This is a genomic window from Halorhodospira halochloris (assembly GCF_002356555.2).
Taxonomy (GTDB): domain Bacteria; phylum Pseudomonadota; class Gammaproteobacteria; order Nitrococcales; family Halorhodospiraceae; genus Halorhodospira; species Halorhodospira halochloris.
Genome location: NZ_AP017372.2, coordinates 248102 through 272261, shown reverse-complemented (window position 1 = coordinate 272261; position 24160 = coordinate 248102). Strand labels below are relative to the sequence as shown.

At 61.2% G+C, this 24160-nt stretch carries 17 protein-coding genes and 1 tRNA gene; 16 read left to right on the top strand and 2 right to left on the bottom strand.

Annotation, left to right across the window (positions count from 1 at the left end):
* The first annotated feature begins 43 nt into the window (after window positions 1-43).
* From HH1059_RS01210 to recD, 14 genes are all read left to right on the top strand, one after another.
* Entirely contained in the window at window positions 44-787 is a 744-nt protein-coding gene (locus tag HH1059_RS01210; RefSeq protein WP_096407385.1) for a YebC/PmpR family DNA-binding transcriptional regulator, read from the top strand.
* A gap of 68 nt (window positions 788-855) precedes the next feature.
* Window positions 856-1359 carry a crossover junction endodeoxyribonuclease RuvC gene (gene ruvC / locus HH1059_RS01205; protein ID WP_096407383.1) on the top strand — a complete coding sequence of 168 codons (504 nt, stop codon included), beginning with the start codon at window positions 856-858 and terminating at the stop codon, window positions 1357-1359.
* Window positions 1356-1988 carry a Holliday junction branch migration protein RuvA gene (gene ruvA, locus HH1059_RS01200; RefSeq protein WP_096407380.1) on the top strand — a complete coding sequence of 211 codons (633 nt, stop codon included), beginning with the start codon at window positions 1356-1358 and terminating at the stop codon, window positions 1986-1988. Before ruvC ends, ruvA begins: the two co-directional genes overlap by 4 nt.
* Before the next feature lie 7 nt (window positions 1989-1995).
* A complete protein-coding gene (ruvB, locus tag HH1059_RS01195; protein WP_096407378.1) occupies window positions 1996-3096 on the top strand; it encodes a Holliday junction branch migration DNA helicase RuvB in 1101 nt (366 codons plus the stop codon).
* A 214-nt stretch (window positions 3097-3310) separates the two neighbouring features.
* On the top strand, window positions 3311-4009 hold the full coding sequence (gene tolQ / locus HH1059_RS01190) for a protein TolQ (RefSeq protein ID WP_096407375.1): 699 nt from the start codon (window positions 3311-3313) through the stop codon (window positions 4007-4009).
* 8 nt (window positions 4010-4017) lie between these two features.
* The gene (tolR, locus tag HH1059_RS01185) at window positions 4018-4485 is read left to right on the top strand and encodes a protein TolR (RefSeq protein ID WP_420797759.1); all 468 of its coding nucleotides are present in this window, start codon (window positions 4018-4020) and stop codon (window positions 4483-4485) included.
* 4 nt (window positions 4486-4489) lie between these two features.
* The gene (locus HH1059_RS01180; RefSeq protein WP_179948767.1) at window positions 4490-5557 is read left to right on the top strand and encodes an energy transducer TonB; all 1068 of its coding nucleotides are present in this window, start codon (window positions 4490-4492) and stop codon (window positions 5555-5557) included.
* A 2-nt stretch (window positions 5558-5559) separates the two neighbouring features.
* Window positions 5560-6864 (top strand): Tol-Pal system beta propeller repeat protein TolB, encoded by a 1305-nt coding sequence (gene tolB, locus HH1059_RS01175; RefSeq protein ID WP_096407370.1) that lies wholly within the window; start codon window positions 5560-5562, stop codon window positions 6862-6864.
* Window positions 6865-6943: 79 nt separating this feature from the next.
* A complete protein-coding gene (gene pal / locus HH1059_RS01170; RefSeq protein WP_231901979.1) occupies window positions 6944-7612 on the top strand; it encodes a peptidoglycan-associated lipoprotein Pal in 669 nt (222 codons plus the stop codon).
* Window positions 7613-7614: 2 nt separating this feature from the next.
* On the top strand, window positions 7615-8412 hold the full coding sequence (ybgF, locus tag HH1059_RS01165; protein WP_162549272.1) for a tol-pal system protein YbgF: 798 nt from the start codon (window positions 7615-7617) through the stop codon (window positions 8410-8412).
* A 61-nt stretch (window positions 8413-8473) separates the two neighbouring features.
* Window positions 8474-8549 (top strand) — tRNA-Lys (locus HH1059_RS01160).
* Between the two features lie 202 nt (window positions 8550-8751).
* On the top strand, window positions 8752-12273 hold the full coding sequence (gene recC, locus HH1059_RS01155) for an exodeoxyribonuclease V subunit gamma (RefSeq protein WP_096407365.1): 3522 nt from the start codon (window positions 8752-8754) through the stop codon (window positions 12271-12273).
* Complete coding sequence (gene recB / locus HH1059_RS01150; RefSeq protein WP_096407362.1) at window positions 12270-16199, top strand: exodeoxyribonuclease V subunit beta; 3930 nt, start codon at window positions 12270-12272, stop codon at window positions 16197-16199. Before recC ends, recB begins: the two co-directional genes overlap by 4 nt.
* The gene (recD, locus tag HH1059_RS01145) at window positions 16196-18253 is read left to right on the top strand and encodes an exodeoxyribonuclease V subunit alpha (protein ID WP_096407360.1); all 2058 of its coding nucleotides are present in this window, start codon (window positions 16196-16198) and stop codon (window positions 18251-18253) included. The genes recB and recD overlap by 4 nt, the downstream gene beginning before the upstream one ends.
* A gap of 218 nt (window positions 18254-18471) precedes the next feature.
* Here recD and HH1059_RS01140 read toward each other — a convergent pair whose 3' ends face one another.
* The gene (locus HH1059_RS01140; protein ID WP_231901978.1) at window positions 18472-20718 is read right to left on the bottom strand and encodes a PepSY domain-containing protein; all 2247 of its coding nucleotides are present in this window, start codon (window positions 20716-20718) and stop codon (window positions 18472-18474) included.
* Between the two features lie 15 nt (window positions 20719-20733).
* On the opposite strand from HH1059_RS01140, the gene HH1059_RS01135 reads away from it, so the two are divergent.
* The gene (locus HH1059_RS01135) at window positions 20734-20955 is read left to right on the top strand and encodes a superinfection immunity protein (protein ID WP_096407357.1); all 222 of its coding nucleotides are present in this window, start codon (window positions 20734-20736) and stop codon (window positions 20953-20955) included.
* Window positions 20956-20993: 38 nt separating this feature from the next.
* The gene (locus HH1059_RS01130) at window positions 20994-22247 is read left to right on the top strand and encodes an RtcB family protein (protein WP_096407355.1); all 1254 of its coding nucleotides are present in this window, start codon (window positions 20994-20996) and stop codon (window positions 22245-22247) included.
* A gap of 15 nt (window positions 22248-22262) precedes the next feature.
* Here HH1059_RS01130 and aspS read toward each other — a convergent pair whose 3' ends face one another.
* The gene (aspS, locus tag HH1059_RS01125; protein ID WP_096407352.1) at window positions 22263-24059 is read right to left on the bottom strand and encodes an aspartate--tRNA ligase; all 1797 of its coding nucleotides are present in this window, start codon (window positions 24057-24059) and stop codon (window positions 22263-22265) included.
* Between the last annotated feature and the right edge of the window lie 101 nt (window positions 24060-24160).

Sequence of the window (24160 nt, the reverse complement as noted above, 5' to 3'; positions counted from 1 at the left end):
CTGAGCAGTTATAGATTTGGGCTGAAAGGTTAAATTAAGAACCATGGCCGGACACAGTAAGTGGGCTAATATAAAGCATCGCAAGGCGGCGCAGGACGCCAAGCGGGCTAAGATATTCACCAAGCATATCCGTGAGATCACCGTGGCTGCTCGCCTCGGCGGGCCCGACCCTGATACCAACGCCCGATTGCGCCTAGCCCTTGATCGTGCCTTTGCTGTCAACCTGCCCAAAGACCGCGCCGATGCCGCCGTAAAAAAAGGGGCAGGCCTGGAGGAGGTCGGCAACTACGAAGAGCTACGCTACGAGGGCTATGGCCCAGGTGGCACAGCCATAATGGTCGACTGTATGACCGATAATCGCAACCGCACAGTCTCCGAGGTGCGCCACGCGTTTAGCAAGCATAGCGGCAAACTCGGCACCGATAATTCGGTTGCCTACCTGTTTCAAGAGCGAGGTGTGTTGCTATTCCCACCGAAGAGTGACCGCGAGGGCATTCTCGAGGTAGCGCTTGAGGCCGGTGCTGAAGATATGATTGAAAACGACGACGGCTCGACCGAGGTAATAACATCCCCCGATAGTTACCGCCAAGTACGGGACGCGTTGCTTGCCGCCGAGCTCCACCCGGCGGAAGCCGATGTCACCCAACGCCCAGACATAACCGTACAGGTTGAGGGCGAGGACGCTATCAAGAACGCCAAGCTGATCGACCGGCTTGAGGACCTGGACGATGTGCAACACGTCTACACCAATGCGGATATTCCTGAGCAAGCCTATGAGAGCCTCTAAAACCCCTAGGGAAGGGATCGCGGGCATCTCCACGGCTTTAGTCGTACGACTCAGGCGGTAGTTCCCAGATGCCCCGCATCCTCGGCATTGATCCAGGCTCACGCGTCACCGGCTATGGCGTTATTGATAACTATGCCCAGTGTAGTCTGGTAACTCAGGGCACCCTGCGCCTGCAGCGCAACTCCAGCCTAGCCGCTCGACTCGGCGAGATACATCGGGGGATTGAGGGCATAATCGAAGACCACCGGCCAGATGAAGTAGCCCTTGAGCGCGTCTTCGTCCACCGTAATGCCGATACAGCCCTAAAACTTGGCCACGCCCGGGGCGCAGCAATCACCGCTTGTGTTCTTGCTGAGCTAACCATCGCCGAATATACTCCGGCGCAGATAAAGCAATCCATAGTAGGCGGCGGTCGCGCCGATAAGCAACAGATAGGCTACATGGTACGCGCCCTGCTGGGGCTGCGCTGCCAACCCGCCGAAGATGCAGCGGACGCACTTGCGGCAGCCCTCTGCCATGCCCATCATAAAGACTCACCGATAGCACGAGCCGCGGCAGGAGACATACGGTGATAACCCAATTGCACGGTCGTCTGATCGAAAAGCACCCGCCTATTCTAGTGCTCGATGTAAACGGGGTCGGCTATGAGGTTAACGCACCCCTATCAACCCTAGAGTCACTTCCCGAGAGCGGTTCTGAGGTCACCATCTATACCCATCTGAGCGTGCGCGAAGACGGTCAAGCACTGTTTGGGTTCCGATCACGCAACGAAAGAGAGCTCTTTCGCCGCTTGATTCGCGTCTCTGGAGTCGGACCCAAAATGGCCTTGGCATTGCTATCCGGTGTCGACGGTAATGAGCTGGTAAGGTGCGTTAATGAAGATGACCCTAAACGGCTAACCGCCGTGCCCGGGGTGGGCCGCAAGACCGCAGAGCGGCTCATAGTCGAATTGCGCGACCGGCTCGAAGGTTGTGGCTTTGCAGTTAACCCACCGGGAACTGGTGCCTCCTCTGCTAGTGGCGAGCGTGACGATGGCGGTGCTAGCGGTGGCAGCGTCGGTGAGGCAATTGACGGGCTAGTCGCCCTCGGTTACAAGCCTGGCGAGGCAGCGCGCATGGCGCGCACCGCGGCAGAGCCAGGCATGAGTTGCGAGGCGATTCTCCGCCGCGCATTGCAACGTGCCGTACCTGCCGGAGGCTGAGTAGATCATGCACAGCGCAGACGGGCCAACGCCCAGTACTGAACAACAGGCCCAGCGCATCGTTGGTGCTGGCACGGGGGGCGAGGAGGAGGCCGTAGAACGCGCCCTGCGGCCCACCTCGCTTGACGAGTATGTAGGCCAGCAGACGATCCGCGAGCAGCTGGGCATTTTTATTCAGGCCGCGCGTGGCCGTACCGAACCGCTCGACCATACCCTGCTGTTTGGCCCCCCGGGACTGGGCAAGACTACCCTGGCCCACATAGTTGCCAATGAGATGGCCAGCAAGCTACGCCAGACCTCGGGTCCGGTGCTGGATCGGCCAGGAGATCTGGCTGCCATTCTGACCAACTTAGAACCGGGGGATGTGCTCTTTATCGACGAGATACATCGGCTCTCCGCGGTGGTTGAGGAGGTCCTTTACCCCGCCATGGAGGATTTCCGCATAGATATAGTGATCGGTGAGGGGCCTGCTGCCCGCTCAATCAAGCTCGACTTGCCACCATTCACTCTGGTCGGCGCAACCACCCGCGCGGGACTGCTAACCTCGCCGCTGCGCGATCGCTTTGGTATAGTGCAGAGACTGGCGTACTACCCGGTCCATGAACTCGCTAAGATTGTCCTGCGCTCGGCAGCGAAGCTGGGCGTTGGTGCAGATAGCGAGGGCGCTAACGAGATAGCCCGACGTGCCCGCGGCACCCCCCGAGTAGCCAATCGGCTCTTGCGCAGGGTGCGCGACTTCGCCGAGGTTCGCGCCGACGGCCGAATTAGCGCTGAGGTGGCTGCCTCGGCTATGGAGCTATTGGACGTCGACCGTAACGGGTTAGACGAGCAGGATCGCCGTCTCCTTGAGGCGGTTGTGCACAAGTTTGGCGGCGGGCCGGTAGGTCTTGATAACCTGGCTACTGCTATCGGCGAGGAACGCGGCACGCTTGAAGACGTTGTCGAACCGTACCTCATTCAAGAAGGCTACCTGATGCGAACCCCCAGGGGGCGGGTCGCAACTGCCCATACCTACACCCTGATGGGATTAAAACCGGCGGGTCCGCTTGAGGATAGACAGCCAGACCTATTCGCTGACCATCTCAATACCCATGAGCCACCCCCGTAGCAAAGCAGTTCAGCCACCCGACAGCCTTTTGGTTCCATGGCGATGGGCTCGGGGGAAGCTTTAAAGGTTCTTCAGGGAAGGATTTACGGCGTCCCCTTAGGGGTTACGTGGCTATAATTTCCGCAAGGTTAGCAGATGATGTTTATCTGTAACTTGTCATTGTAACATCCTGACGTTAAATTAAACTCCAAGATCACAGCAACTACTAAACCTCATGACCGCTGACGTTTCCGTCACCCAATTGATTCTCGACGCCAGTCTGCTTGTCCAGGCTGTAATGCTGCTCCTGCTGCTAGCATCTGTATCTTCGTGGGCGCTGATATTTTTCAAACGCCACTCGCTGAAAAAGGCCGAGCAGGGGGCAATAAACTTCGAGGAGGAATTTTGGGCAGGTGGCAACCTAGCCGAGATTTACAAGCGCATCAACGAAGAAGGCCAAGGCGAGAGCAGTGCCGGCTTGGAACGAATCTTCCGCGCTGGCTTCCAGGAGTTCTCCCGCATGCGCAAGCAAAGCGGGGCGCCTCCGGCCTCGGTAGTCGAGGCCGCGCACCGGGCCATGCGCGTCTCGGTGAGTCGCGAGATAGATGGTGCCGAGCAACATTTGCCATTTCTCGCCACCGTCGGCTCGGTGAGCCCGTATGTTGGACTGTTCGGCACTGTTTGGGGAATCATGAACTCATTCCGTGCCCTCGCCGGACAACAACAAGCGACATTGGCTACTGTTGCCCCGGGTATTGCTGAGGCCCTAATAGCAACTGCGCTTGGGCTTTTTGCTGCCATCCCGGCGGTGGTGGCGTATAACCACTACTCCAACCGAGCAGAACGACTGGCGAACAGGTACGAAACCTTCGTCGAGGAGTTTACTAGCATTCTCGAGCGCCATACTCACGCCGCGGCAACAGCGGCAAGGTAGGGGGCAACTTGGCACGGGTTACACCAACGGGAGCGCGCCGCAATCGCCGCCGACCAATGTCGGAGATAAACGTCGTCCCTTATATCGACGTTATGCTGGTGCTTTTGGTCATCTTTATGATTACAGCTCCGCTGATATATCACGGAGTCGATTTAGACCTCCCCCAAGTAAGCAGCGAGCCTATCGAGGAAGAGCAAGAGGAGCCATTGGTCGTCAGCCTCGACGCCGAAGGGCAGACTTATCTGAACAAGGCCGATGACCCTGATGAACCTCTTGAGCGCCATGAACTTATCGAGGTTATCACCGCTCTTATGGTTGAGTCACCTGGCCGACGGGTGCTATTGCGCGGCGATCAGCACGTCTCTTACGGTGAGGTTGTGGCCCTGATGGCTGATCTGCGCGATGCAAATGTTCAGAGCGTAGGTTTGATGAGCGAACCGAACTCCGGGGCAGACCCCGGAGCCGGCTCAGACTGAGCATATGTATGGGATCAAAGAAAGAATCCGCCCATATTTAGGCTGGTTGTTTGCCAGTCCGCAGCGCTTTGTGCTCTATTCGGTGCTCGGCCATTTGGCGATTATGCTCCTTTTTGCCGCCAATATAAGCCTGCGCACACCAGATTTCCAACGCCCGGAGCAGGATAGCCCGGTTATTGAGGCAAGCGTTGTTGACACTCAGGCCTTCGCGGTAGAGGAGGAACCGGAGCCAGAGCCGGAGCCAGAACCTGAACCGGAGCCAGAACCTGAACCGGAGCCGGAACCGGAGCCTGAGCCAGAACCCGAGCCTGAGCCTGAGCCAGAGCCGGAACCTGAGCCAGAGCCGGAACCGGAACCGGAACCGGAGCCTGAGCCGGAACCGGAGCCGGAGCCAGAACCGGAGCCAGAACCAGAGCCTGAGCCAGAGCCTGAGCCGGAGCCAGAACCAGAGCCAGAGCCTGAGCCAGAGCCTGAGCCAGAGCCTGAGCCTGAGCCCGAGCCTGAGCCTGAGCCAGAGCCAGAGCCTGAGCCCGAGCCTGAGCCTGAGCCAGAACCGGAGCCGGAGCCTGAGCCAGAACCGGAGCCGGAACCGGAGCCTGAGCCAGAGCCGGAACCGGAGCAGGAACAACCTGATCCTGCTGCTGAACGCGAGCGATTGCGCGAAGAGATGCGCCAGGCAATGGATCAAGAGCGCGAAGCACAGCGTCAGCAGCAGCTCGATGACGAGCGTCAACGCTTACAACAAGAGCGCCAGCAGGCCGAAGAGCAGCAACGGCTCGAAGGGTTACAGAACCGCTATATGAGGGCCATTGCCGACAGCGTGGAGAGTTCGTGGAGTCGGCCTCGAGGCACCCCAGAAGGGCTCGAGGCTGTCATACGCGTTTCTTTTACCCGCGATGGTACAGTACGCAGAGTTGAGGTGGTCGACGGCAGCGGCGACAGCGGTTTTGACCGTTCTGTAGAACAGGCCGTTCACAGGGCCTCGCCGGTGCCTTTCCCAGACTCGGATGAGGCCGCCTTGCAGCAAAGAATGAGCACTATCACCTTCCGTTTCGCGCCGGATCGGAGCTAAAAATGGCAAATTTCGCCCGAGCTTGGATTTTATTGATCTTTTTAGTTCCTGCCGCGGTCCTGGCAGAAGAACAAGACATAGTCATCGACATAGTCGGCGGTATCGAAGGGGCTACCCCTATTGCAGTAGTGCCATTTGCATACGATGGCCAAGATATTGGTGATGAGGTGCAAATTGCCCAGATTATTTCGACCAACCTAGCCCGCAGCGGCCGCTTTGACTTGCTGCCCGAACAAGACATGGTCGCCGAGCCAAGTCGCCTTGAGCAGGTACAATTTGCCACTTGGAGAGCCTTGGGCATGGACTACCTGGTACTCGGCAATATCCGCAGCGCCGGAGATGAGCGCGTCGAAGTGCGTTTTGAGCTGCTTGATGTATTTCGCGGTCAGCGCAGTGAAGGGCGCCGCTTTCAAGCATCACAAGCCAACCTGCGCCTAGTCGCTCATACCATTTCAGATCTAATTTATGAGAACATCACGGGCATTGAAGGGGCATATAATACCCGCATCGCCTACGTTGCAGTCGATGACGCTGAGAACCGCGAAGAACGCAAATACCGTCTAGTGGTGGCCGACTCAGACGGCCACGGCGGGCAGACAATTCTCAGCTCAGATGAGCCTTTATTGTCTCCTGCCTGGTCGCCGAATAGGGACCGGATAGCCTACGTCTCCTTCGAGGGGAGGCGCTCCGAAATCTTTGTCCAGGACATAGCAACCGGAGAGAGGGAGCGCCTTGCCAGCTTCCGCGGTATTAACAGCGCACCGTCGTGGTCGCCGGATGGTGAGCGCATTGCAGTAACCCTCTCGCGCGACGGAGCTGCGAACATCTACCTGATCGAGCTTGGCAGCGGCGAGGTAACCGCCCTTACCGATCATTGGGCTATAGATACTGAAGCCGCCTGGTCACCCGATGGCGAAAGCCTTTATTTCACATCAGACCGCGGCGGCAGGCCGCAAATCTACCGAATGGATAGCGATGGCGGCAACATTGAAAGGGTTACCTTCGAAGGCAACTATAATGCCCGACCCAGCATCTCCCCTGATGGGGAAAAGTTGGCAATGGTTCACCAGCGTGACGGTGACTTCTACATTGCCATAAAGGACTTGGAAAGCGAGACGCTGCAGGTTGTCAGCGACGGACCGGCCGATGAGTCCCCAAGTTTCGCCCCTAATGGCGAGATGGTTATCTTCACTGCGGGAGGACGCGAGGGGACCAAACTGAGTACAGCTTCGACCCTGGGGCAAGCTGTTATACCCTTAACTCCAACCGAGCGGGATAACACGCGTGTGCGCGAACCTGCATGGTGATCGTGCGCGAATATTTACGCTCGCAACAACCCGGCAAGGCCACCAATGCTGCAAAAGGCTCAAGAGGTTAACATTTACCATGAACAGGCCAGATTTTCATAAGCGACGCCCCTACAGCCTCCGCTACCCAATCTACCAGCCGGCACTAGCCATAACATTGACTGCTATCTTGCTCGGTGGCTGTGCGGCAATGCTCGAAGAACCACCACCCGAGGATGATCTTGAAACCGAGGAGGTTGAGGAGACACCAATCGCGGCCGAGGAGCCGGAGGGTGAACCCGCCGCCGAGGCAGAGGGACTCGATGAGGAGGATCTAGAGCGCCGTGAGGAGGCCGAAGCCCGAGGCCTAGACTTGGATGACCCGCTGGACGCGGCGATGCTCGAGGATCCAGATGAGCAAGAAAATCCTCTTGCGGTAAGGCGTATCCATTTCGCCTTTGACTCCAGCGAGATTCGCGATGAATTCATCCCGGTGATCGAGGCTCACGGCGCCTACCTTGCTGACCATCCTGAGCGCAGCATGACGATAGAAGGCCACACCGATGAACGCGGCTCGCGCGAATACAATCTCGCCCTCGGCGAGCGCCGAGCAGAATCGGTAATGCGTTTACTGGTAGCCAATGGCGCCAACCGCGATCAGCTAGAAATTGTCAGTTACGGCGAGGAGGATCCCCTCGTGGCCGAATCGAACGAAGAGGCCTGGGCAGAGAACCGCCGTGCTGAACTGCTCTATGAAGGGAGAGATTGACCGTGCTGAGTGCCAATCGCTTTATTTTCGCCGCCGGGCTTGCCTTAACCCTGGTATTGCCCGCAGGCTTGAGCGCCGACGAAAGAGAGCAACTCGAGCAACGCCTCGAGCAACTCGAAGACAAGCTAGAAGGGCGCGGCTTCTCGGAGGTGATTCGTGACCTGGAGCGCATCAAGCAAGAGAATAGAGAGCTGCGCGGCGATATTGAGCAGCTCAACCATCAACTCAGGCGACTCGAGCAGCGCCAACACTCGTTGTATGAAGACCTCGACGACCGGATAGCCGAGTTGCACCGCAGACCGACAAGAGAGGATAAAGAGGCAGCCCCCCGCCACACTCCTCTGGCCTCTTTAGAGGAAGACCTGCACCTGAACGATGACGGTGAGCATCCAGAGCAGGTAGGTGATGAGAGCGAACTCTACCAACAAGCCTTTGAGAAGCTTAGTGATGGCTTATTCGAACAAGCGCGGGATGATTTCGCCCTAGTTTTGGAGCACTTTCCGGAGGGCAGGTACGCCGCCAACGCGCTTTACTGGATAGCCGAGACATATTACGCCGAAAACGACTTTGAAGTAGCAGCCGATTACTTTGAGCAGATCCTCGATGACTATGCAGAGAGTGACAAGGCACCGGATGCCCTGCTTAAGCTTGGTTACATTGCCTTCGAGGAGGATGAGTTAGAGAAGGCTATGGCCAAGTTGGAGCAGGTTCGGGATGAGCATCCGGAGACGACGGCAGCGGAGCTTGCTCAGCAACGCATATCCGATATTCGCCGCCTGATGCCTGAAGAAGACAGGTGATAAAATCTATGGCGCCAGACGGTTCCATTGCCGCAGACCTTTTATTATAATGCACACTATTGGGCCGTTAGCTCAGTTGGTAGAGCATCGGACTTTTAATCCGCTGGTCGGAGGTTCGAATCCTCCACGGCCCACCATACTCACTCCCAGCAATGTCCATTGACGACCGAAACACCCACCTCAAGGCTCCGAATTCAAGGCTTTTCGCTCCACTTGTACCCTGAATTATCTAACTTGTATTGCGCAAGCATTAGAAACACCATCCGCGCTGCCTAGCATCAGAAATTATTAAGAGGATTACCGCTGCATAACCACACGACCAATCTTCAGCCGGGCTTTATGATCGTCCACGGCAACCGCATGGAAGACCTGCGGGAACTTACCGTGGAGTGGATGCGCCGTCACCCCCTCGATCCGCTGGAGAACGAGACCGTATTGGTGCAGAGCAACGGCATAGCTCAGTGGCTGCGACTGGCCCTGGCGCGGGATCCGGATGCCGCTGAGCCCGGTTGCGGCATCGCTGCCGCCCTCGATATGCAACTCCCGGCGCGTTTTCTCTGGCAGGCCTACCGCGCCGTGCTTGGCCCCGCCGAGGTGCCACGCACCTCACCGTTCGACAAGGAGCCGTTGATCTGGCGGCTGATGCGACTGCTGCCGGAGCGCTCCGAGCAGCCGGTTTTCGCACCGCTGGCCAACTTTCTCGCCAACGACCCCGACCGGCGCAAACGCTACCAGCTCGCCGCCCAACTCGCCGACCTCTTCGATCAGTATCAGGTCTACCGCGCCGACTGGCTGGAAGACTGGGCTCACGGCGACGACAAGTTGCGCCGGGTGGGGGGCGACAGCGAGAGGCTGGCGCCGGAACAGCGCTGGCAGGCCGAATTGTGGCGCGCTTTGCTCGACGACATCGGTACAGACGAGGCGCGCCACAGCCGCGCCGCCGTCCACACCCGGTTCATGCAGGCGGTGGCAACGCAAGAGCACCGTCCAACAGGGCTACCGCGGCGAATCATCGTCTTCGGGATCTCGTCGTTACCACATCAGGCGCTGGAGGCGCTGGCAGGGCTAGCGCGCCACTGCCAGATCCTGCTCTGCGTCCACAACCCGTGTGAATTCTACTGGGCCGACATAATTCAAGGCCGTGACCTGCTGCGCGCCGAACACCGCCGCCAGGCCCACCGAGCCGACATGCCGGAGACAACCGAACCTGCCGAGCTGCACGCCCACGCCCACCCGCTACTGGCCGCCTGGGGCAAGCAAGGGCGCGACTACATCCGGCTGCTTGACGAATACGACCAGCCGGATAGCTACCGCGACCTGCTCGAGAAGCTGCCCTGGCAGCGCATCGACCTGTTCGCCTCGCCGCTGCCGGCAGATGACCGGCCGGCAAGCCTGCTGCAACAGCTCCAAGACGACATCCGCGCCCTACGCCCGGCGGCCGAGTCGCGCGAACATTGGCCGCCGGTGGCAGCCGATGACGATTCGCTGCGCTTCCACGTCGCCTACAGCCCGCAGCGCGAGGTTGAGATCCTCCACGACCAGCTGCTGGCGCGGTTCGATGCCGACCCGTCCCTGCGCCCCCGAGATATCATCGTCATGGTCCCCGACGTCGACCTCTACGCCCCCCATGTGCGGGCGGTATTCGGCCAATTGTCGGAGGATGACGATCGCCACATCCCGTTTACCATCTCGGATCAGGGCCCGCGCGGCCAGGACCCGCTGCTGGTAGCTCTCGAGACACTGCTTCATTTACCCCAAGCAAGGATTACGGTAAGTGAACTGCTCGATCTGCTCGATACTCCGGCGCTGCGCCGCCGCTTCGGCCTTGACGCCGGCGACCTGCCCCGGCTGCACCAGTGGGTTGCCGAGGCCGGGATACGCTGGGGCCTCGACGGTGAACAGCGCGCAGCACTCGACCTACCCGCCTTCGAGGAGAACACTTGGGCCTTCGGCCTGCGGCGGCTACTGCTAGGTTACGCCGCCGGCGCCGGCGGGACGTGGCGCGACATCGAGCCCCACGGCGATATCGCCGGTCTCGACGCCGCGCTGGTCGGGCCGTTGGCGCAGCTGCTGGAGCGGCTGCGCCACTGGTGGCACGAGCTCTCCAGCGAGGCGGCGCCGGCGGACTGGGGCGCACGGTTGCGCGGCCTGCTCGACGACCTGTTCCTGGCCGAGGACGAGGCCGAGCTACAGACGCTCAACCGGCTGCTCAGCGAGCTGGAGAGCTGGGAAGTCCACTGCGCCGCCGCCGGCCTTGAAGATCCTCTGCCGCTGACGGTGGTACGTGAGAGCTGGTTGGCCGCCCTTGATGACGGCGGCCTGGCCCAGCGCTTCCTCGCCGGGGCAGTAAACTTCTGCACCCTGATGCCGATGCGCGCTATCCCGTTCCGGGTGGTCTGCCTGCTCGGCATGGACGACGACGCCTACCCGCGCTCACCAACCCCCACCGACTTCGACCTGATGGCCCACGACTACCGCCCCGGCGACCGCTCCCGCCGCGAGGACGACCGCTACCTGTTCCTCGAGGCGCTGCTATCGGCTCGCGACCAGCTCTACATCAGCTGGAACGGCCTCGATATCCGCGACAATAGCCAGCGGCCCCCGTCGGTGCTGGTCGGCCAACTGCGTGACCACCTGGCCGCCGCTTGGCGTCCCGACTGCGACGCATACGAACCGAGCGCCCTGCTCAAGCAGCTCACCGTCCACCACCCACTCCAACCGTTCAGCCCTGCCAACTTCCCTGTCGACGGCCAAGGCCCGCTGTTCAGCTACGCCCATGAATGGCAGGCCGCCCTGATAGACAAGAAAGATATCGGGGGCGACAACGCTTCACCCCTCCCCGCACTCGAGCGGGAGGCGCCGCTCAGCCCGACCGAGCTGGCCGCCTTCCTCAAAAATCCGGTACAGGCCTTCTGCCAACAGCGCCTCGGGATATACTTCGACGATAGCGACGAGGGCAGTGAGGATACCGAGCCGCTAACCCTAGCTGGGTTGGAGGCGTGGCAAGCCCGGGAGACCCTGGCTCGGGGGGTGTTGCCGCTAGCCGAACACCCCGATGGCGACGCCGAGGCGGCACTGGAGGCCGGCCTAGCTCGGTTGCGCCGCAGCGGCACCCTGCCGCCGCGCGCCCTGGGCGGGATCCACGCCGACGAACTACGCGACGAGGTCATGGCCCTTTACCAAACCTGGGCCGCCTGGGCCCACGCCTTCCCGCTGCGTGACCCGCAGCACCTCGACGGTCCACTAGAGCTGGTGTTTGAACACAACGGCCTGAGGCTTGAAGGCTGGCTGGCCGACTGCCGCGAGGGCGACGGCTCGCCGCTGCGGCTGACTCATCAGGTTAGCCGCTTCGGCCTCAATCAAGCCCCCTACCGCCGTTTCGACCGGTTGGCAGAGGCCTGGGTCGAGCACCTTCTCGCCTGCGCCGGCGGCCAAGGACTGTGCACAGTAGTAGTTACTAGCGACCATTCGGTGCAGCTAGCGCCTCTGCCAACGGACCAGGCACGCGAACATCTGGGACAGCTGTTGGCAGCGTGGCAACGCGGCCAGAACCAGGCGCTGCCGGTCACCTGTCAGACCGCCTGCACCTGGCTAGATGCGCAGCGGCGCGCCGAACAGGCTGAGGCCAAGGGCAAGAGGCCGCCTGACCCCGATAAGGAGGTATGCAAGTACTATGACGGTAACGACTGGCAGGCGGGTGAGGCTGGCCGCAACCCCTATCTGCAGCGCCTCTACCCCGACAGCCAGCTGCTGCTGGAGGACGGCTCCTTCCAGGCCTGGGCCGAAGCGCTCTACCGCCCGCTGTTCGAGGCCATAGAGGAGGTGGAGGCGCCGACTACTAGCGCAGAGGAGACGGCATGAGCAGCACCGATCCGACCACTTTCTTATTGCAATTCCCGCTCCACGGTAGCCGTCTCATCGAGGCCAGCGCCGGCACTGGCAAGACCTACGCCATCGCCGCCCTCTATGTAAGGCTGGTGCTTGACCACGGCGCGGACAACGCCTTCGGCAAACGGCTGCTGCCGCCGCAGATCCTAGTCATGACCTTCACCGAGGCGGCGACCCAGGAACTACGCGATCGAATCCGCGCCCGTCTCACCGATGCAGCACGCTGCTTTCGGGGACGCGCCGCTCTCGCGTCCGGCGAGACACCCCTGCCCGGCGCGGTGCCGGACGATCCTGACGATTTCCTCAACCGCCTCTGCGACGACTGGCCCGCGGCGCACTGGCCCGCCGCCGCTCACCGGCTGGAGGAGGCTGCGCAGTGGATGGACGAGGCGGCGGTAACCACCATCCACGCCTGGTGTCTACGCATGCTGCGCGAACACGCCTTCGACAGCGGTAGCCTCTTCCACCAGGAGTTGAGCAGCGACGAGACCGAGCTACGTGATGAGGCGGTCCACGACTACTGGCGCCGCCACGTGCTGCCGCGCAGCGCCGATGAGTTGGGGCTGCTGTTCGAATTCCTCGGCCGCACCCCAGCCGCCCTACTCAAGGCCATCGACCCGCTACTCAAACAGACCGACACATTCGCCGCCGCGGACCAGGAAACGCTGGAGCGCCGGCTGGCCGCACAACTAGCGGCGCTGGAACGGGCCAAGGCGCCGTGGCGCGACGACTTCGAGGCCATACTTGCTAGCTTCGAACAGGCTCGGCCCGGTCTCAACGGCAATGCATACCGAACTGAACCCACACAGCGACGTCTGCAGGCCATGCACGAGTGGGCCTGTCGTCCCGGTCAGCTACACCCCCGAGACCCTGTCGGTAACGGCGATAAGGACCTGCTGATCCACTTCAGCCGTGCCGAGATGCGCGCGAAACTTAAAAAGGGCAAGTCGCTGCCCGACGACCTCCACCCCGCATTCGCCGCCCTAGACGATCAGACCGGGCTGGTCGACCCCGTGCTTGAGAGTGATCTGTTAACCCACGCCGCCACCTGGATCCGCCAGCGGCTGGACGCCGAGAAACGCCGCCGCGCCATGCTCGGCTTCAACGACCTGTTGACCCGGCTGCGCGACGCCCTCGACCACGACGCCGCCCGACCCGACGCCGACGGCGGCGGTCGGCTGGCGCGCACCATCCGCCGCCAATTCCCGGTAGCGCTAGTCGACGAGTTCCAGGATACCGACCCGGTACAGTACGCCATCTTCGATCGTATCTATGACGTCGCGGCAGATGACCCTTCCCGCGGACTGCTGCTAATCGGCGATCCAAAGCAGGCGATCTTCGGCTTTCGCGGTGCCGACATCCACAGCTACCTGCAGGCGCGACAGGCCACTACCGGTCGCCACGCCACCCTCGGCACCAACTTCCGCTCCACCGAAGGCGCGGTGGCAGCGGTCAACCGGCTCTTTGGGCAAGCCAACGGCCACCCCGAGGGGCCATTCCTATTCCGTGAGGACGACTCCTCCGACGACCCGCTACCGTTTCAGCCGGTGGCCGCCAACGGTCGCGCTGAAACCTTAGTGTTCGACGGCGTGCCGCTCACACCGCTGACCCTGTGGCACTGGCCCGACACCGAGGCCGACGAGCAGGCAGTGACCAGCGGCGTCTATCGCCGGCGCGCGGCCGCAAGTTGTGCAAGCGCCATGGTCGAGCTTTTAGAAGCGGGTCGGGCCGAGCGCTGCGGCTTTAGCACCGATTCTAAACTGGAACCGCTACGCCCGCGAGACATGGCAGTGCTGGTGCGCAGCCGCATCGAGGCCGACGCCATCCGCTACGAGTTAAGCCGGCGCGGCGTGCGCAGCGTCTACCTCTCGGATCGCGAGTCGGTCTACGCCACCCCGGAGGCGGTCGACCTACTCCACTGGCTGCGCGCCTGCGCCGAACCCGAGTCAGGGCGCCGCCTGCGTGCCGCCCTTGCTACCGCCACCCTCGACCGCCCTCTCGCGGAGCTCGACCGCCTCAACCACGATGAGCGCTTTTGGGAAGAGCGGGTGCTGCAGTTCCGTGGCTACCGAGAGATCTGGCAGCAGCAGGGGGTGCTGGCGATGGTGCGCCGGCTGCTCCACGATTTCGACCTGCCTCGCCACTTGCTCGCCGAGACCGACGGCGAACGCCGTCTGACCAATCTGCTCCACCTCGGTGAGCTGCTCCAACGTGCTGCCGTGGCCATCGACGGTGAACACGCCCTAATTCGTTTTCTCGCCGAGCACTGCAACGGCGACGGCGAGTCGGCCGATGACCAGATCTTACGCTTGGAGAGCGACGAGGCGCTGGTAAGGGTGGTGACCATCCACAAGTCCAAGGGGCTAGAATACCCGCTGGTCTTCCTGCCCTTTATCGCCAGCTTCCGGGCAAAGAGCGGCCGGGAGACGCCGCTGTTCGTGCGCCGAGCGACCGAAGGCTGCGCCGAACCGACCCGGCCGCAACCGGTGTTCGAACCGACCGATGAGGATGTGCGCGCTGCCGACGATGAGCGCCTTGCCGAGGATCTGCGGCTGCTCTACGTCGCCACCACCCGCGCCCGCCACGCCACCTGGATGGGCATTGCCCCGCTAGCCCCGGGCGGGCAGAAGCAAAACCAGCTCCACCGAAGCGCCATCGGCTACCTGCTCAACGGCCGCGAAGCCCTGGCCAACGACGCCGTAAAGGGGGCCATGGAGCGCCTGGCTGGCGATAGCCCGGCGATCCGCGTGGCACCGCTACCGCAAGAGAGTGACCCTGACCAAGAGGGTGGCCGCTACCACGGCGCCGCTGAGAGCCAGACCCCAGGTCGCGCCCGCACCCCAACACGGCGTGTCAAAGAGCCCTGGTGGATCGCCAGCTACAGCGCCCTGCCCCGCGCCGAGGCCGAATGGACCGGCGCTGCCGAGGCCCCGGAGACCGCCGCGGCCGCCACCCTCAGCGAAGAACTCGCTGCCGTGCTTACTCCGCCAGCACTGCCGGTGGATCAAACACAGTTGCAGCCAACACCCTTAGCACCAGCGCCTGGGGGATCACGGCACTATCAGCCCGGCATGTTTGATGGTGACAATGAATTGAGACCACCATCTGCCTCGCCCGAGGTGGTTACTCCGGCCCTCCACGACTTCCCCCCGGGGCCGGGCCCCGGCACCTTCCTCCACGGTTTGCTGGAGTGGGCCGCAGAGGCAGGATTTGGGCAAGTGGTTGCCGATCCCGCCGAGTTGCGCGAGGTCATTGCCCGGCGCTGTCAGCGCCGTGGCTGGACGGCGTGGATCGATCAGTTGGGTGACTGGGTGCTCCATCTGCTGCAGGCGCCGCTCCTCCTGCCCGTGGCTACTAGCCCGTTACAGCTAGCCAACCTGACCCGCTATCAACCGGAACTGGAGTTCTGGCTGGAGACTCACTGGGTCGATGCCCGGCGCATCGATGAGGCGGTTACCGCGGCGACCCTCAATGGTGAACCGCGTCCGGCCATGGCGCCGAAAAGGCTCAATGGCCTGTTGAAGGGCTTTATCGACCTCGCCTTCGAACACGAGGGCCGCTATTACGTCGCCGACTATAAGTCCAACCGCCTCGGTGAAAGTGCTGCCGAATACACCCCAGAGGCGGTGCGCGCGGCACTGCTCAACCACCGCTACGATCTCCAGGGAGTGCTATATACCGTGGCCCTACATCGCCAGCTCAAGGCGCGTCTGCCAGACTACGACTACGACCGCCATATGGGCGGCTCTGTCACCTTATTCCTACGCGGGCTAGATGCCGAGGGCCAGGGGCTACACTGCGAGCGGCCGCCGCGCACACTGATCGAGACCCTGGACGCCGCCCTGCGCGACGGCCCCGACCGCCCCGCCGGCATGAGCGAACAAGGAGCTAGGTCATGAGCGCTGCTAGCCATCCCCTGGACAGCGCGACAGCGGCCCTCGCCCTACTGAAGGACTGGCGCGACTGCGATTGGCTGCGGCCCCTCGATCACGCCCTAGTCGCCTTCCTCCATGACCAGGCCCCGGGTACCACCCCAGCGACCCTGCTCTGTGCTGCCCTGGTCAGCCATCAGGCCGGACGCGGCCACGTCTGCCTCGACCTCGATGCACTACTATCCGATCCTGATCGCAGCCTGTCGCTGCCACCGGAAGATGGACGCGGCGCTGAAGCAATGACGGAGCAGCCCCTGCCGCGTCCCGCCCAGTGTCTCTCCGGTCTCGATCGTAGCACCCTGGTGGCGACCCTAAACGCCGACAGCGACGTGGTTGGCGCGCCGATAGAGGCCAGCCCCGACGCAGATGAACAGCCACCGCTTATCCTTGATGGCCACCGCCTCTATCTACGCCGCTATTGGCAGAGCGAAAGGCGTATCGCCGTCACCCTGGAGAGGCGCATGGCACAGGTCACGCAGTGGCGGGACGAACTGGAGCCAAAAGCGGTGCGCCGCTGGCTCGACACCCTATTCGGGCCACAGGACCCCACCGAAACCTGGCAGCGACTAGCCTGCGCGGTGGCCGCTGGCAGCGGCTTCGCGGTGGTCACCGGCGGCCCCGGCACCGGCAAGACCACTACCGTGGTGCGCCTGCTCGCCCTGCTCCAGGGGCTGCGTCGCGATGCCGAGCAGCGCCCCTTGCGCATCCGCATGGCTGCCCCCACCGGCAAGGCCGCCGCCCGCTTGAACGCCTCCGTTGCCGGCACTGTTCACGGTCTAAACCTGCCCGACGAGCAACTCCGTGCCAACATACCCACCGAGGTCACCACCATCCACCGACTTCTGGGTGTCCGGCCAGGCTCGCGCCGCTTTCGCCATGATGCCGATAACCTGCTGCCGCTCGATGTGCTGGTGGTAGACGAGGCGTCGATGATAGATGTCGAACTAATGGCATCGACCTTGGCTGCCCTGCCACCTCGGGCTCGGCTGATCCTACTCGGCGACCACGACCAGCTCGCCTCGGTGGAGGCCGGTGCCGTGCTAGGGGAACTCTGCCAGCGCGCTGCGCAAGGCCACTATATGCCCACCACTTGCGACTGGCTGGAGTCGGTCAGTGGCGAGAGCATCCCCGAGCAGCTGCGTGATACCGCTGGCAGCGCCTTGGATCAACACGTTGTCATGCTCCGCCACAGCCACCGCTTCGCTGCTGACAGTGGCATTGGTCGCCTGGCCAACGCCGTCAACAGCGGCGACATTGCCACCGCCAAGACCCTACTGGCCACCGGCGGCTACACCGACCTCCACCACCAGCACCTGCGCGGCCCCGATGATAACGCCCTGGAGGAACTAGCCGAAGCCGGCTACCGCCCCTATCTGGAGGCCGTCGCCGCCCGCCCTGATGCCACAGCCACGGCGGCCGAGTATGACGAGTGGGCCCACCGCGTCCTCACCGAGCATGGACGTTTCCAGCTGCTGACCGCCCTGCGCCGCGGCCCTTGGGGGGTCGAGGGGCTAAATAGGCGCATCGCTGCCAGGCTAGCGGCTAGCGGGCTCATCGAATCCGGTGCCCACTGGTATCCGGGGCGGCCAGTGATGGTCACCCGCAATGACTACGAACTCGGCCTGAACAATGGCGATATTGGCATCGCCCTGCCGCTACCCGACACCGACGAGCCGCACCGCACCACTCTACGGGTCGCTTTCCCGGCCGCCGACGGCGGCAAAGCGGCGTTGCGCTGGGTGCTACCGGCGCGCCTTAACAACATCGAAACCGTCTTCGCCATGACCGTGCACAAGGCCCAGGGCTCCGAGTTCGATCACGCCGCCCTACTGCTCCCCGACCGGCCGAGCCCCATCCTTACCCGCGAACTCATCTACACCGCCATCACCCGGGCGCGGAACCGCTTTACCCTGCTTGACCCCGGCCACAGTGTCCTCGCCGCCGGCCTTGCCGCCCGCGTCAACCGCAGCGCCGGCCTCCACGACCAGCTCATCGGCATGAAGCCTCCAGGGAACCTCTAAAACTTCGCCTGCGCCACCATCCGCCCCGTTGTGGAGGACGCCGTGAATCCATCCCTGGAGGCTTCATGGCGCCATCCCTGGCGCCAAGACCTCCACACCGGGGCGGATGGTGGCGCAGGCGAAGTTTTTAGAGGCACCCTCCAGGGATGGATTCACAGCGTCCTCGACACCGGGGCAGCTAGGCTCAGTGGGGAACCTTTAAAGGCGACGACGACCTCTTACCCGATCAGATCCATCCGCAACCTCCCATCAGCTCGCCACTGCTCCAACTCCGCCTCAGCCTGCTGCTGCGTAAACCCCGCCTGTTCGACAAGCAGCGCAATGAAGGCTGCCATCACCCCCTCGCCAAGCGTCGCCCGCCTGCCGCAGACATAGATCAACGCCCCGTCATCTCGAATCCACCTCAGCAGCTCTGCAGCGTTCTCCCGGATCCGATCGGTAGCATAGGAACCGTCTTCAGAGTCGCGGGAAAAGGCCTGATCTAAGCGCCTGAGAACTCCATCACGCTGCCACTGCTCCAGCCACTGCGAATAAAGCGCATCGCCACAGCGTTTGCGGTTGCCAAAAATCAGCCATACCGGGCCGGCCTGTGACTGTTGAGCCCGCTCAGCAAGGAAACCAACGAACGGCGCTATCCCGCAGCCGGCAGCAATAAGCACCAAGGGGCGGCGCTGGTCATCCGGAGGCCTAAACGAGGGGTGGCTGCGCAGGGCGGCATGTAGGCTCTCACCTACTCTAAGCTCACGTCCGAGCAGGCCTGAGCACTTACCCGGCACAGCTTGACCAGAACTATCGAGTCGGCTGGTAACAGCCACGGTGAGCCGGATAAGTCGGGGATCTTCAAGTGGACTACTGCCGATGGAATACGGGCGCGCCGGTTCTCCGGCACACGGCTCGACGAGAAGCAAGTCGCCCGGGCGATAGTCAAGGGGCTCCGCGGCCTCAAACTCCAGACTCCAAACCTCCTGAAGCTCGGCATCTTCAGGGTCATCGAGCCGCTCGCGCCGGTTGAGGCTCAAGCTAATCTGTTTATCAACTACGATCTCTGGCACACCACCAAGGCTTACACCCAAATCCCCCGCTGCGTTGGCCAGCCAGTCTTGCCACTCCCTGCCCGGTTTGCCATCGACCCGAGTTAGCATCGTCAGCGGCTCTGCCCCAGCCTTATCAAGTGCCTCATGCAACATATCCCCAGCAGCGCAGAAGTGTCGATAGCGGCGATCACCTAAGGCCAGAAGGTGGAATTTACACCCCCGCAAATCGGCACTCGCTAGCGAATTTAGGAAAGCCTGCCCGGCATCAGGCATTTCACCATCACCGGCCGTTGAAACAATCAGCAAGACCCGGTGAAAGTCGTTGAGCTGCTCGGGACGCAAGCTAGCCAGCGAGCTCTCGGCGACCTTGATGCCGGCTTTACGCATGGATGCAGCGCTCTCATGGGCGAGCTTTGCAGCGGTCCCGGTTTGGCTAGCGTGGGCAATCAGCACTTGCGCGCCAATATCCACACCTCCACTCTGCTGCCTGAACCTACGCAACCCCCAGGAGAGCAATCCAGTTACCGTCAGTGCCAGCAATATCAGAGCTATAAAGGCGTTAAGTAACGCCGACCAAATTCCAGCCCATGTGCCCTGATGCAGGTTTGCTATCCAGCCTGGATATGAGCCCACCTCGGCAACCTGATCAGGGGTTACGATCAATGTCCGCGGGCCCGCATCGCTGCGCCCTTCCACGGCGTAGGCGACTTGCTCGAAGCGCTCAACATGCCAGACATGGGTAAGCCCGCCCTCATCAGCAGCACGCGCAACCGCCTCACTGAGCGAGGGTCGCTGGGCATCTCGGTCAATGGGTGGTAAGTGCGGGGTGCCTATCTCATGGATCATTAACACGGCAGTCGCACTTACTAGCAACACCAAGGGCAGGGTCAGCCAGCCTAATAAGTTATGCCAGCTAACCAAAGTATGCTGCAGATAAGGCCAGGCCAGTAGTGGTCCTATTACCAGCACTACCAGCAGTGCATAGGTAGCCAATTCTACAACCCAGTCCAACCCCAAGCCGAGATCCTTGTGCAGGTGGCGAACTGTCCGGAAAAATCCCGTAGCGCTAGGGCGCTCCTCGATTAGCTCGGCGCTGGCAAGGTCGTAGGCCTCGACATAACGTTGCCCGGCTGCACTGAACGTCAGGACACCGACGTCCCCAGACTCTAGGGCTAACTCCCGTGCCCGCTGCCGCCTGTCTACCTGCTGCAGAAATCCCTCCAGCTGCTCAACCGCCACCGGCTGCGCCGCAGGCGACCCGGAATGATGCCGCTCCACAACCCCTTCAAAGGCCAAGATCAGCCCGGTAATCAGGATCATGGCTAGCAGTGGGGTAAAGAGCAACGCCGCCCAGCGGTGGGCAAATCGCAACTTGCGGTGCCACCATGCCGGCATTACCATCGTTTGCAGGACTTTCCGGAAATTATCCATAGCGTGGAGGACCTCATGGAGGCAGACATAGAAATTCTTTACCTGATTTTAAGCATCCTAGCCTATTTTGCACCTTCTATTATCGCCATTTTCCGCAAGCACCGAAGTTATTTAGCGATCATAGCCGTAAACACCCTGCTTGCCTGGACAGTATTTGGTTGGCTATGGGCATTCTTATGGAGCCTAACGGGCAATGTAGCCGAGAAAAATCCCAAACAAGAGCACAAGCCTAGCTGAGCATCAAACCACTTCAAGGAAGTGTTAATGCCACAACAATGAAACAATTAACTGTTTTCGACCGCGCATTTCTGGAGGAGCGCCTTAACTTATCGGCACTGTGGCAATGGTTTTTCGAAAAACGCAGCCAGGGGGTAAAGCTTAGCGCCGCGAGTATTGCCGGTTTTTTTTCTGGCCAGCATCCCGAGCAAGTTGATTTTGCTTCAATCTATCAACTAATGGACGCTGCCAGCGAAGGCTTTGTGGTGCGTGCAGCGGGCATGCCCGATATGCATCAAGGTTACGCCCTGCCTATCGGCGGGGTAGTAGCCACCCAAGATGTCGTGGTCCCGGCGTGGGTCGGTTACGACATTGGCTGTGGGATGTGTGCAGCGCCAACAAGCTTTTCAGTAGAAGAGATTTTAGCCAACCGCCAACTTATCTTCAGGTCGATTTATCGGCGCATCCCGGTTGGCACCAAAGGGCATAACAAACCTATCGTGGATCCCGAGCGGGAACTTGGCAAGTTACCCGATAACAAGACGCGCTCAATCTACAAGTCGCGCCACGGCGATCGGCAGTGCGGCACCCTTGGCGGTGGTAACCACTTTATCGAGATAGGGGTAGCTGATTCCGATCAGCGCGTCTGGATTGTCTTGCACTCCGGCTCCCGTGGCCCAGGGCATGGCGTAGCTGGCCACTTTATGAAGCTTGCCAGTTCCAGCTCCAAAGCCAAACAGGGTCATTATGGGCTCTCTATAGATAGCGCCGAAGGGCAAAGCTATCTGGCTAGTCTCGACTGGATGACCCGCTTCGCGCTATTAGATCGGCGCTTAATGCTTGAATCCGTCGAACAAGCACTCCAAGACATCGATCTGGCGGGTGAAGTCTGTATGGACGAGCTAGTCAACCGCAACCACAACCATGCTGAGCCTGATGCAAACGGCTATTATATTCATCGTAAGGGGGCCACCCACGCCGAGGACGGTATGGCTGGGGTAATCCCCGGGGATATGAGTCGCGGCTCCTATCTAGTCAGGGGGCTGGGGAATGCGCAAGCCTTAAATTCCAGCTCCCATGGAGCAGGGCGCAAACTCGGCCGCCGGCAAGCCAAGCAGCAGCTCGACATTGAGCAGTTTCGTACCACTATGCAGCAAGCCAACGTCCAGGCTTGCGTGACTCCCGGCACGCTCGATGAGGCACCGGGAGCGTATAAAGATATCCACGATATAATCGCTCTACAAATAGAGTACGGGCTCATTGAACAGGTTGACCGCATCCGGCCACTTATCAACATCAAGGAGCAGGGCTAGCAACTGCTTGAACCGTTAGCCTTGCTGCTCCCCTCCACCAACTCTCCTTAGCCGCAGGCCAAGCTCTTGGAGCTGTGCCTCGCTGACCTCGGCCGGGGCCTCGGTGAGCAAGCAGGTGGCAGTTTGAGTCTTCGGGAAGGCCATAACCTCACGGATCGAATCAGCGCCAGACATGAGCATGACCAGTCGATCCAGGCCGAAGGCGATCCCACCATGTGGCGGGCAACCATGCTCCAGGGCATCGAGCAGGAAGCCAAACTTGGCACGTGCTTGCTCTTCATCGATGCCCAGCAAGCCGAATACGGCCTGCTGCATATCGGTGTCGTGGATACGCACTGACCCACCGCCGAGCTCGACGCCGTTAAGCACGCAGTCATAGGCTCGTGAGAGCAGTGACTCCGGATCTTTAGTGCTGTCCAACTCCTGCGGCTCGGCAACGCGCGGCGAGGTGAACGGGTGGTGCAGGGAATAGAGGCGACCATCCTGTTCGTCGTATTCAAACATTGGAAAGTCGACAATCCACAACGGTCGCCAAGCCGCCTCAACCATTTCCAGGTCGTGACCGATGCGCACGCGCAGGGCGCCCAAGGCATCATTGACGACCCTCGCACGATCAGCGCCAAAGAAGATCAAGTCACCGGCCTGAGCCGAAGTCCGCTCGAGGATGCCTTGTACAGCATCTTCGCTCATAAATTTGACAATCGGTGACTGCAGGCCCTCTGCCCCGCGCCCCGGATCATTGACCTTGATATAGGCGAGCCCCTTAGCGCCATAGCGCCCGACGTAGTCGGTATAGTCATCGATCTGCTTGCGCGTCAACTCCCCCCCGCCTGGCACACGCAGAGCGGCAACCCGACCACGGGGATCTTTCGCCGGGGCCGAAAAGACCTTGAAGTCGACATCAGCAACCAGATCGGCAACCTCTATCAACTCCAACGGGATGCGCAGATCGGGCTTATCCGAGCCGTAGCGGTCCATTGCCTCGGCATAGCTCATGCGCGGGAAGGGATCAGGCAATTCAGCCCCTAGAACCTCCTCGAATATTTGTCGTAACATGCGCTCGGTAACGCCCATAACGGCCTCTTCATCGACAAAGGAGGCCTCCATATCGAGCTGGGTAAACTCCGGCTGCCGATCAGCGCGCAAATCCTCATCCCTGAAGCAGCGCACTATCTGATAATAGCGATCGAAACCGGCCATCATCAGCAGCTGTTTAAACAGCTGCGGCGATTGCGGTAAAGCAAAGAAGCGTCCCGAGTGATTACGGCTCGGCACCAAGTAGTCGCGCGCGCCCTCCGGGGTGGCCCTGGTCAGCATGGGGGTTTCCATATCCAGAAAACCCTCTTGCTCGAGGTGGCGGCGCATGGCCGAGGTCACCTTTGCGCGCAGCTGCAAACGCTGCTGCATCTCCGGGCGACGCAAATCTATGTAGCGATAGCGCAAGCGCACATCCTCGCCGACATGCTCGTGCTCATCGAGCTGAAAGGGCGGGGTCTTAGCGGTGTTCAGGACCTCGACCTCGCGCCCGAGGACCTCTATCCGACCGGAGAAGAGGTCCGGATTCTCGGTGCCCTCAGGGCGATGCCGGACCCTGCCGGTGATGCGCAGCACGTACTCGGAACGGGCCCTATCGGCCGTAGCAAAAGCCTCTTCAGTATCCGGGTCGAATACCACTTGAACCAAGCCAGCGCGATCACGCAGGTCAATGAATATTACCCCCCCGTGGTCACGGCGGCGATGAACCCAGCCGCATACGGTTATTTCACTGCCAAGGTGATCTTCACTAATCTCGCCGCAATAATGGCTACGCATGGTATGTTTCCCAGACTGTTGGAGTATTCACTACAGCGCGAGCTGCGCGGTAAAAATGTTCATTCAGAACCCCCCTTAGGGAACCTCTAAAACCTCGCCGG

Excerpts from the sequence above, each read along its gene's own strand:
- HH1059_RS01210 (WP_096407385.1), top strand. The coding sequence starts at position 44 with ATGGCCGGACACAGTAAGTGGGCTAATATAAAGCATCGCAAGGCGGCG.
- ruvC (WP_096407383.1), top strand. The coding sequence starts at position 856 with ATGCCCCGCATCCTCGGCATTGATCCAGGCTCACGCGTCACCGGCTAT.
- ruvB (WP_096407378.1), top strand. The coding sequence starts at position 1,996 with ATGCACAGCGCAGACGGGCCAACGCCCAGTACTGAACAACAGGCCCAG.
- tolQ (WP_096407375.1), top strand. The coding sequence starts at position 3,311 with ATGACCGCTGACGTTTCCGTCACCCAATTGATTCTCGACGCCAGTCTG.
- HH1059_RS01180 (WP_179948767.1), top strand. The coding sequence starts at position 4,490 with ATGTATGGGATCAAAGAAAGAATCCGCCCATATTTAGGCTGGTTGTTT.
- tolB (WP_096407370.1), top strand. The coding sequence starts at position 5,560 with ATGGCAAATTTCGCCCGAGCTTGGATTTTATTGATCTTTTTAGTTCCT.
- pal (WP_231901979.1), top strand. The coding sequence starts at position 6,944 with ATGAACAGGCCAGATTTTCATAAGCGACGCCCCTACAGCCTCCGCTAC.
- recC (WP_096407365.1), top strand. The coding sequence starts at position 8,752 with ATGATCGTCCACGGCAACCGCATGGAAGACCTGCGGGAACTTACCGTG.
- recB (WP_096407362.1), top strand. The coding sequence starts at position 12,270 with ATGAGCAGCACCGATCCGACCACTTTCTTATTGCAATTCCCGCTCCAC.
- recD (WP_096407360.1), top strand. The coding sequence starts at position 16,196 with ATGAGCGCTGCTAGCCATCCCCTGGACAGCGCGACAGCGGCCCTCGCC.
- HH1059_RS01140 (WP_231901978.1), bottom strand. The coding sequence starts at position 20,718 with ATGGATAATTTCCGGAAAGTCCTGCAAACGATGGTAATGCCGGCATGG.
- HH1059_RS01135 (WP_096407357.1), top strand. The coding sequence starts at position 20,734 with ATGGAGGCAGACATAGAAATTCTTTACCTGATTTTAAGCATCCTAGCC.
- HH1059_RS01130 (WP_096407355.1), top strand. The coding sequence starts at position 20,994 with ATGAAACAATTAACTGTTTTCGACCGCGCATTTCTGGAGGAGCGCCTT.
- aspS (WP_096407352.1), bottom strand. The coding sequence starts at position 24,059 with ATGCGTAGCCATTATTGCGGCGAGATTAGTGAAGATCACCTTGGCAGT.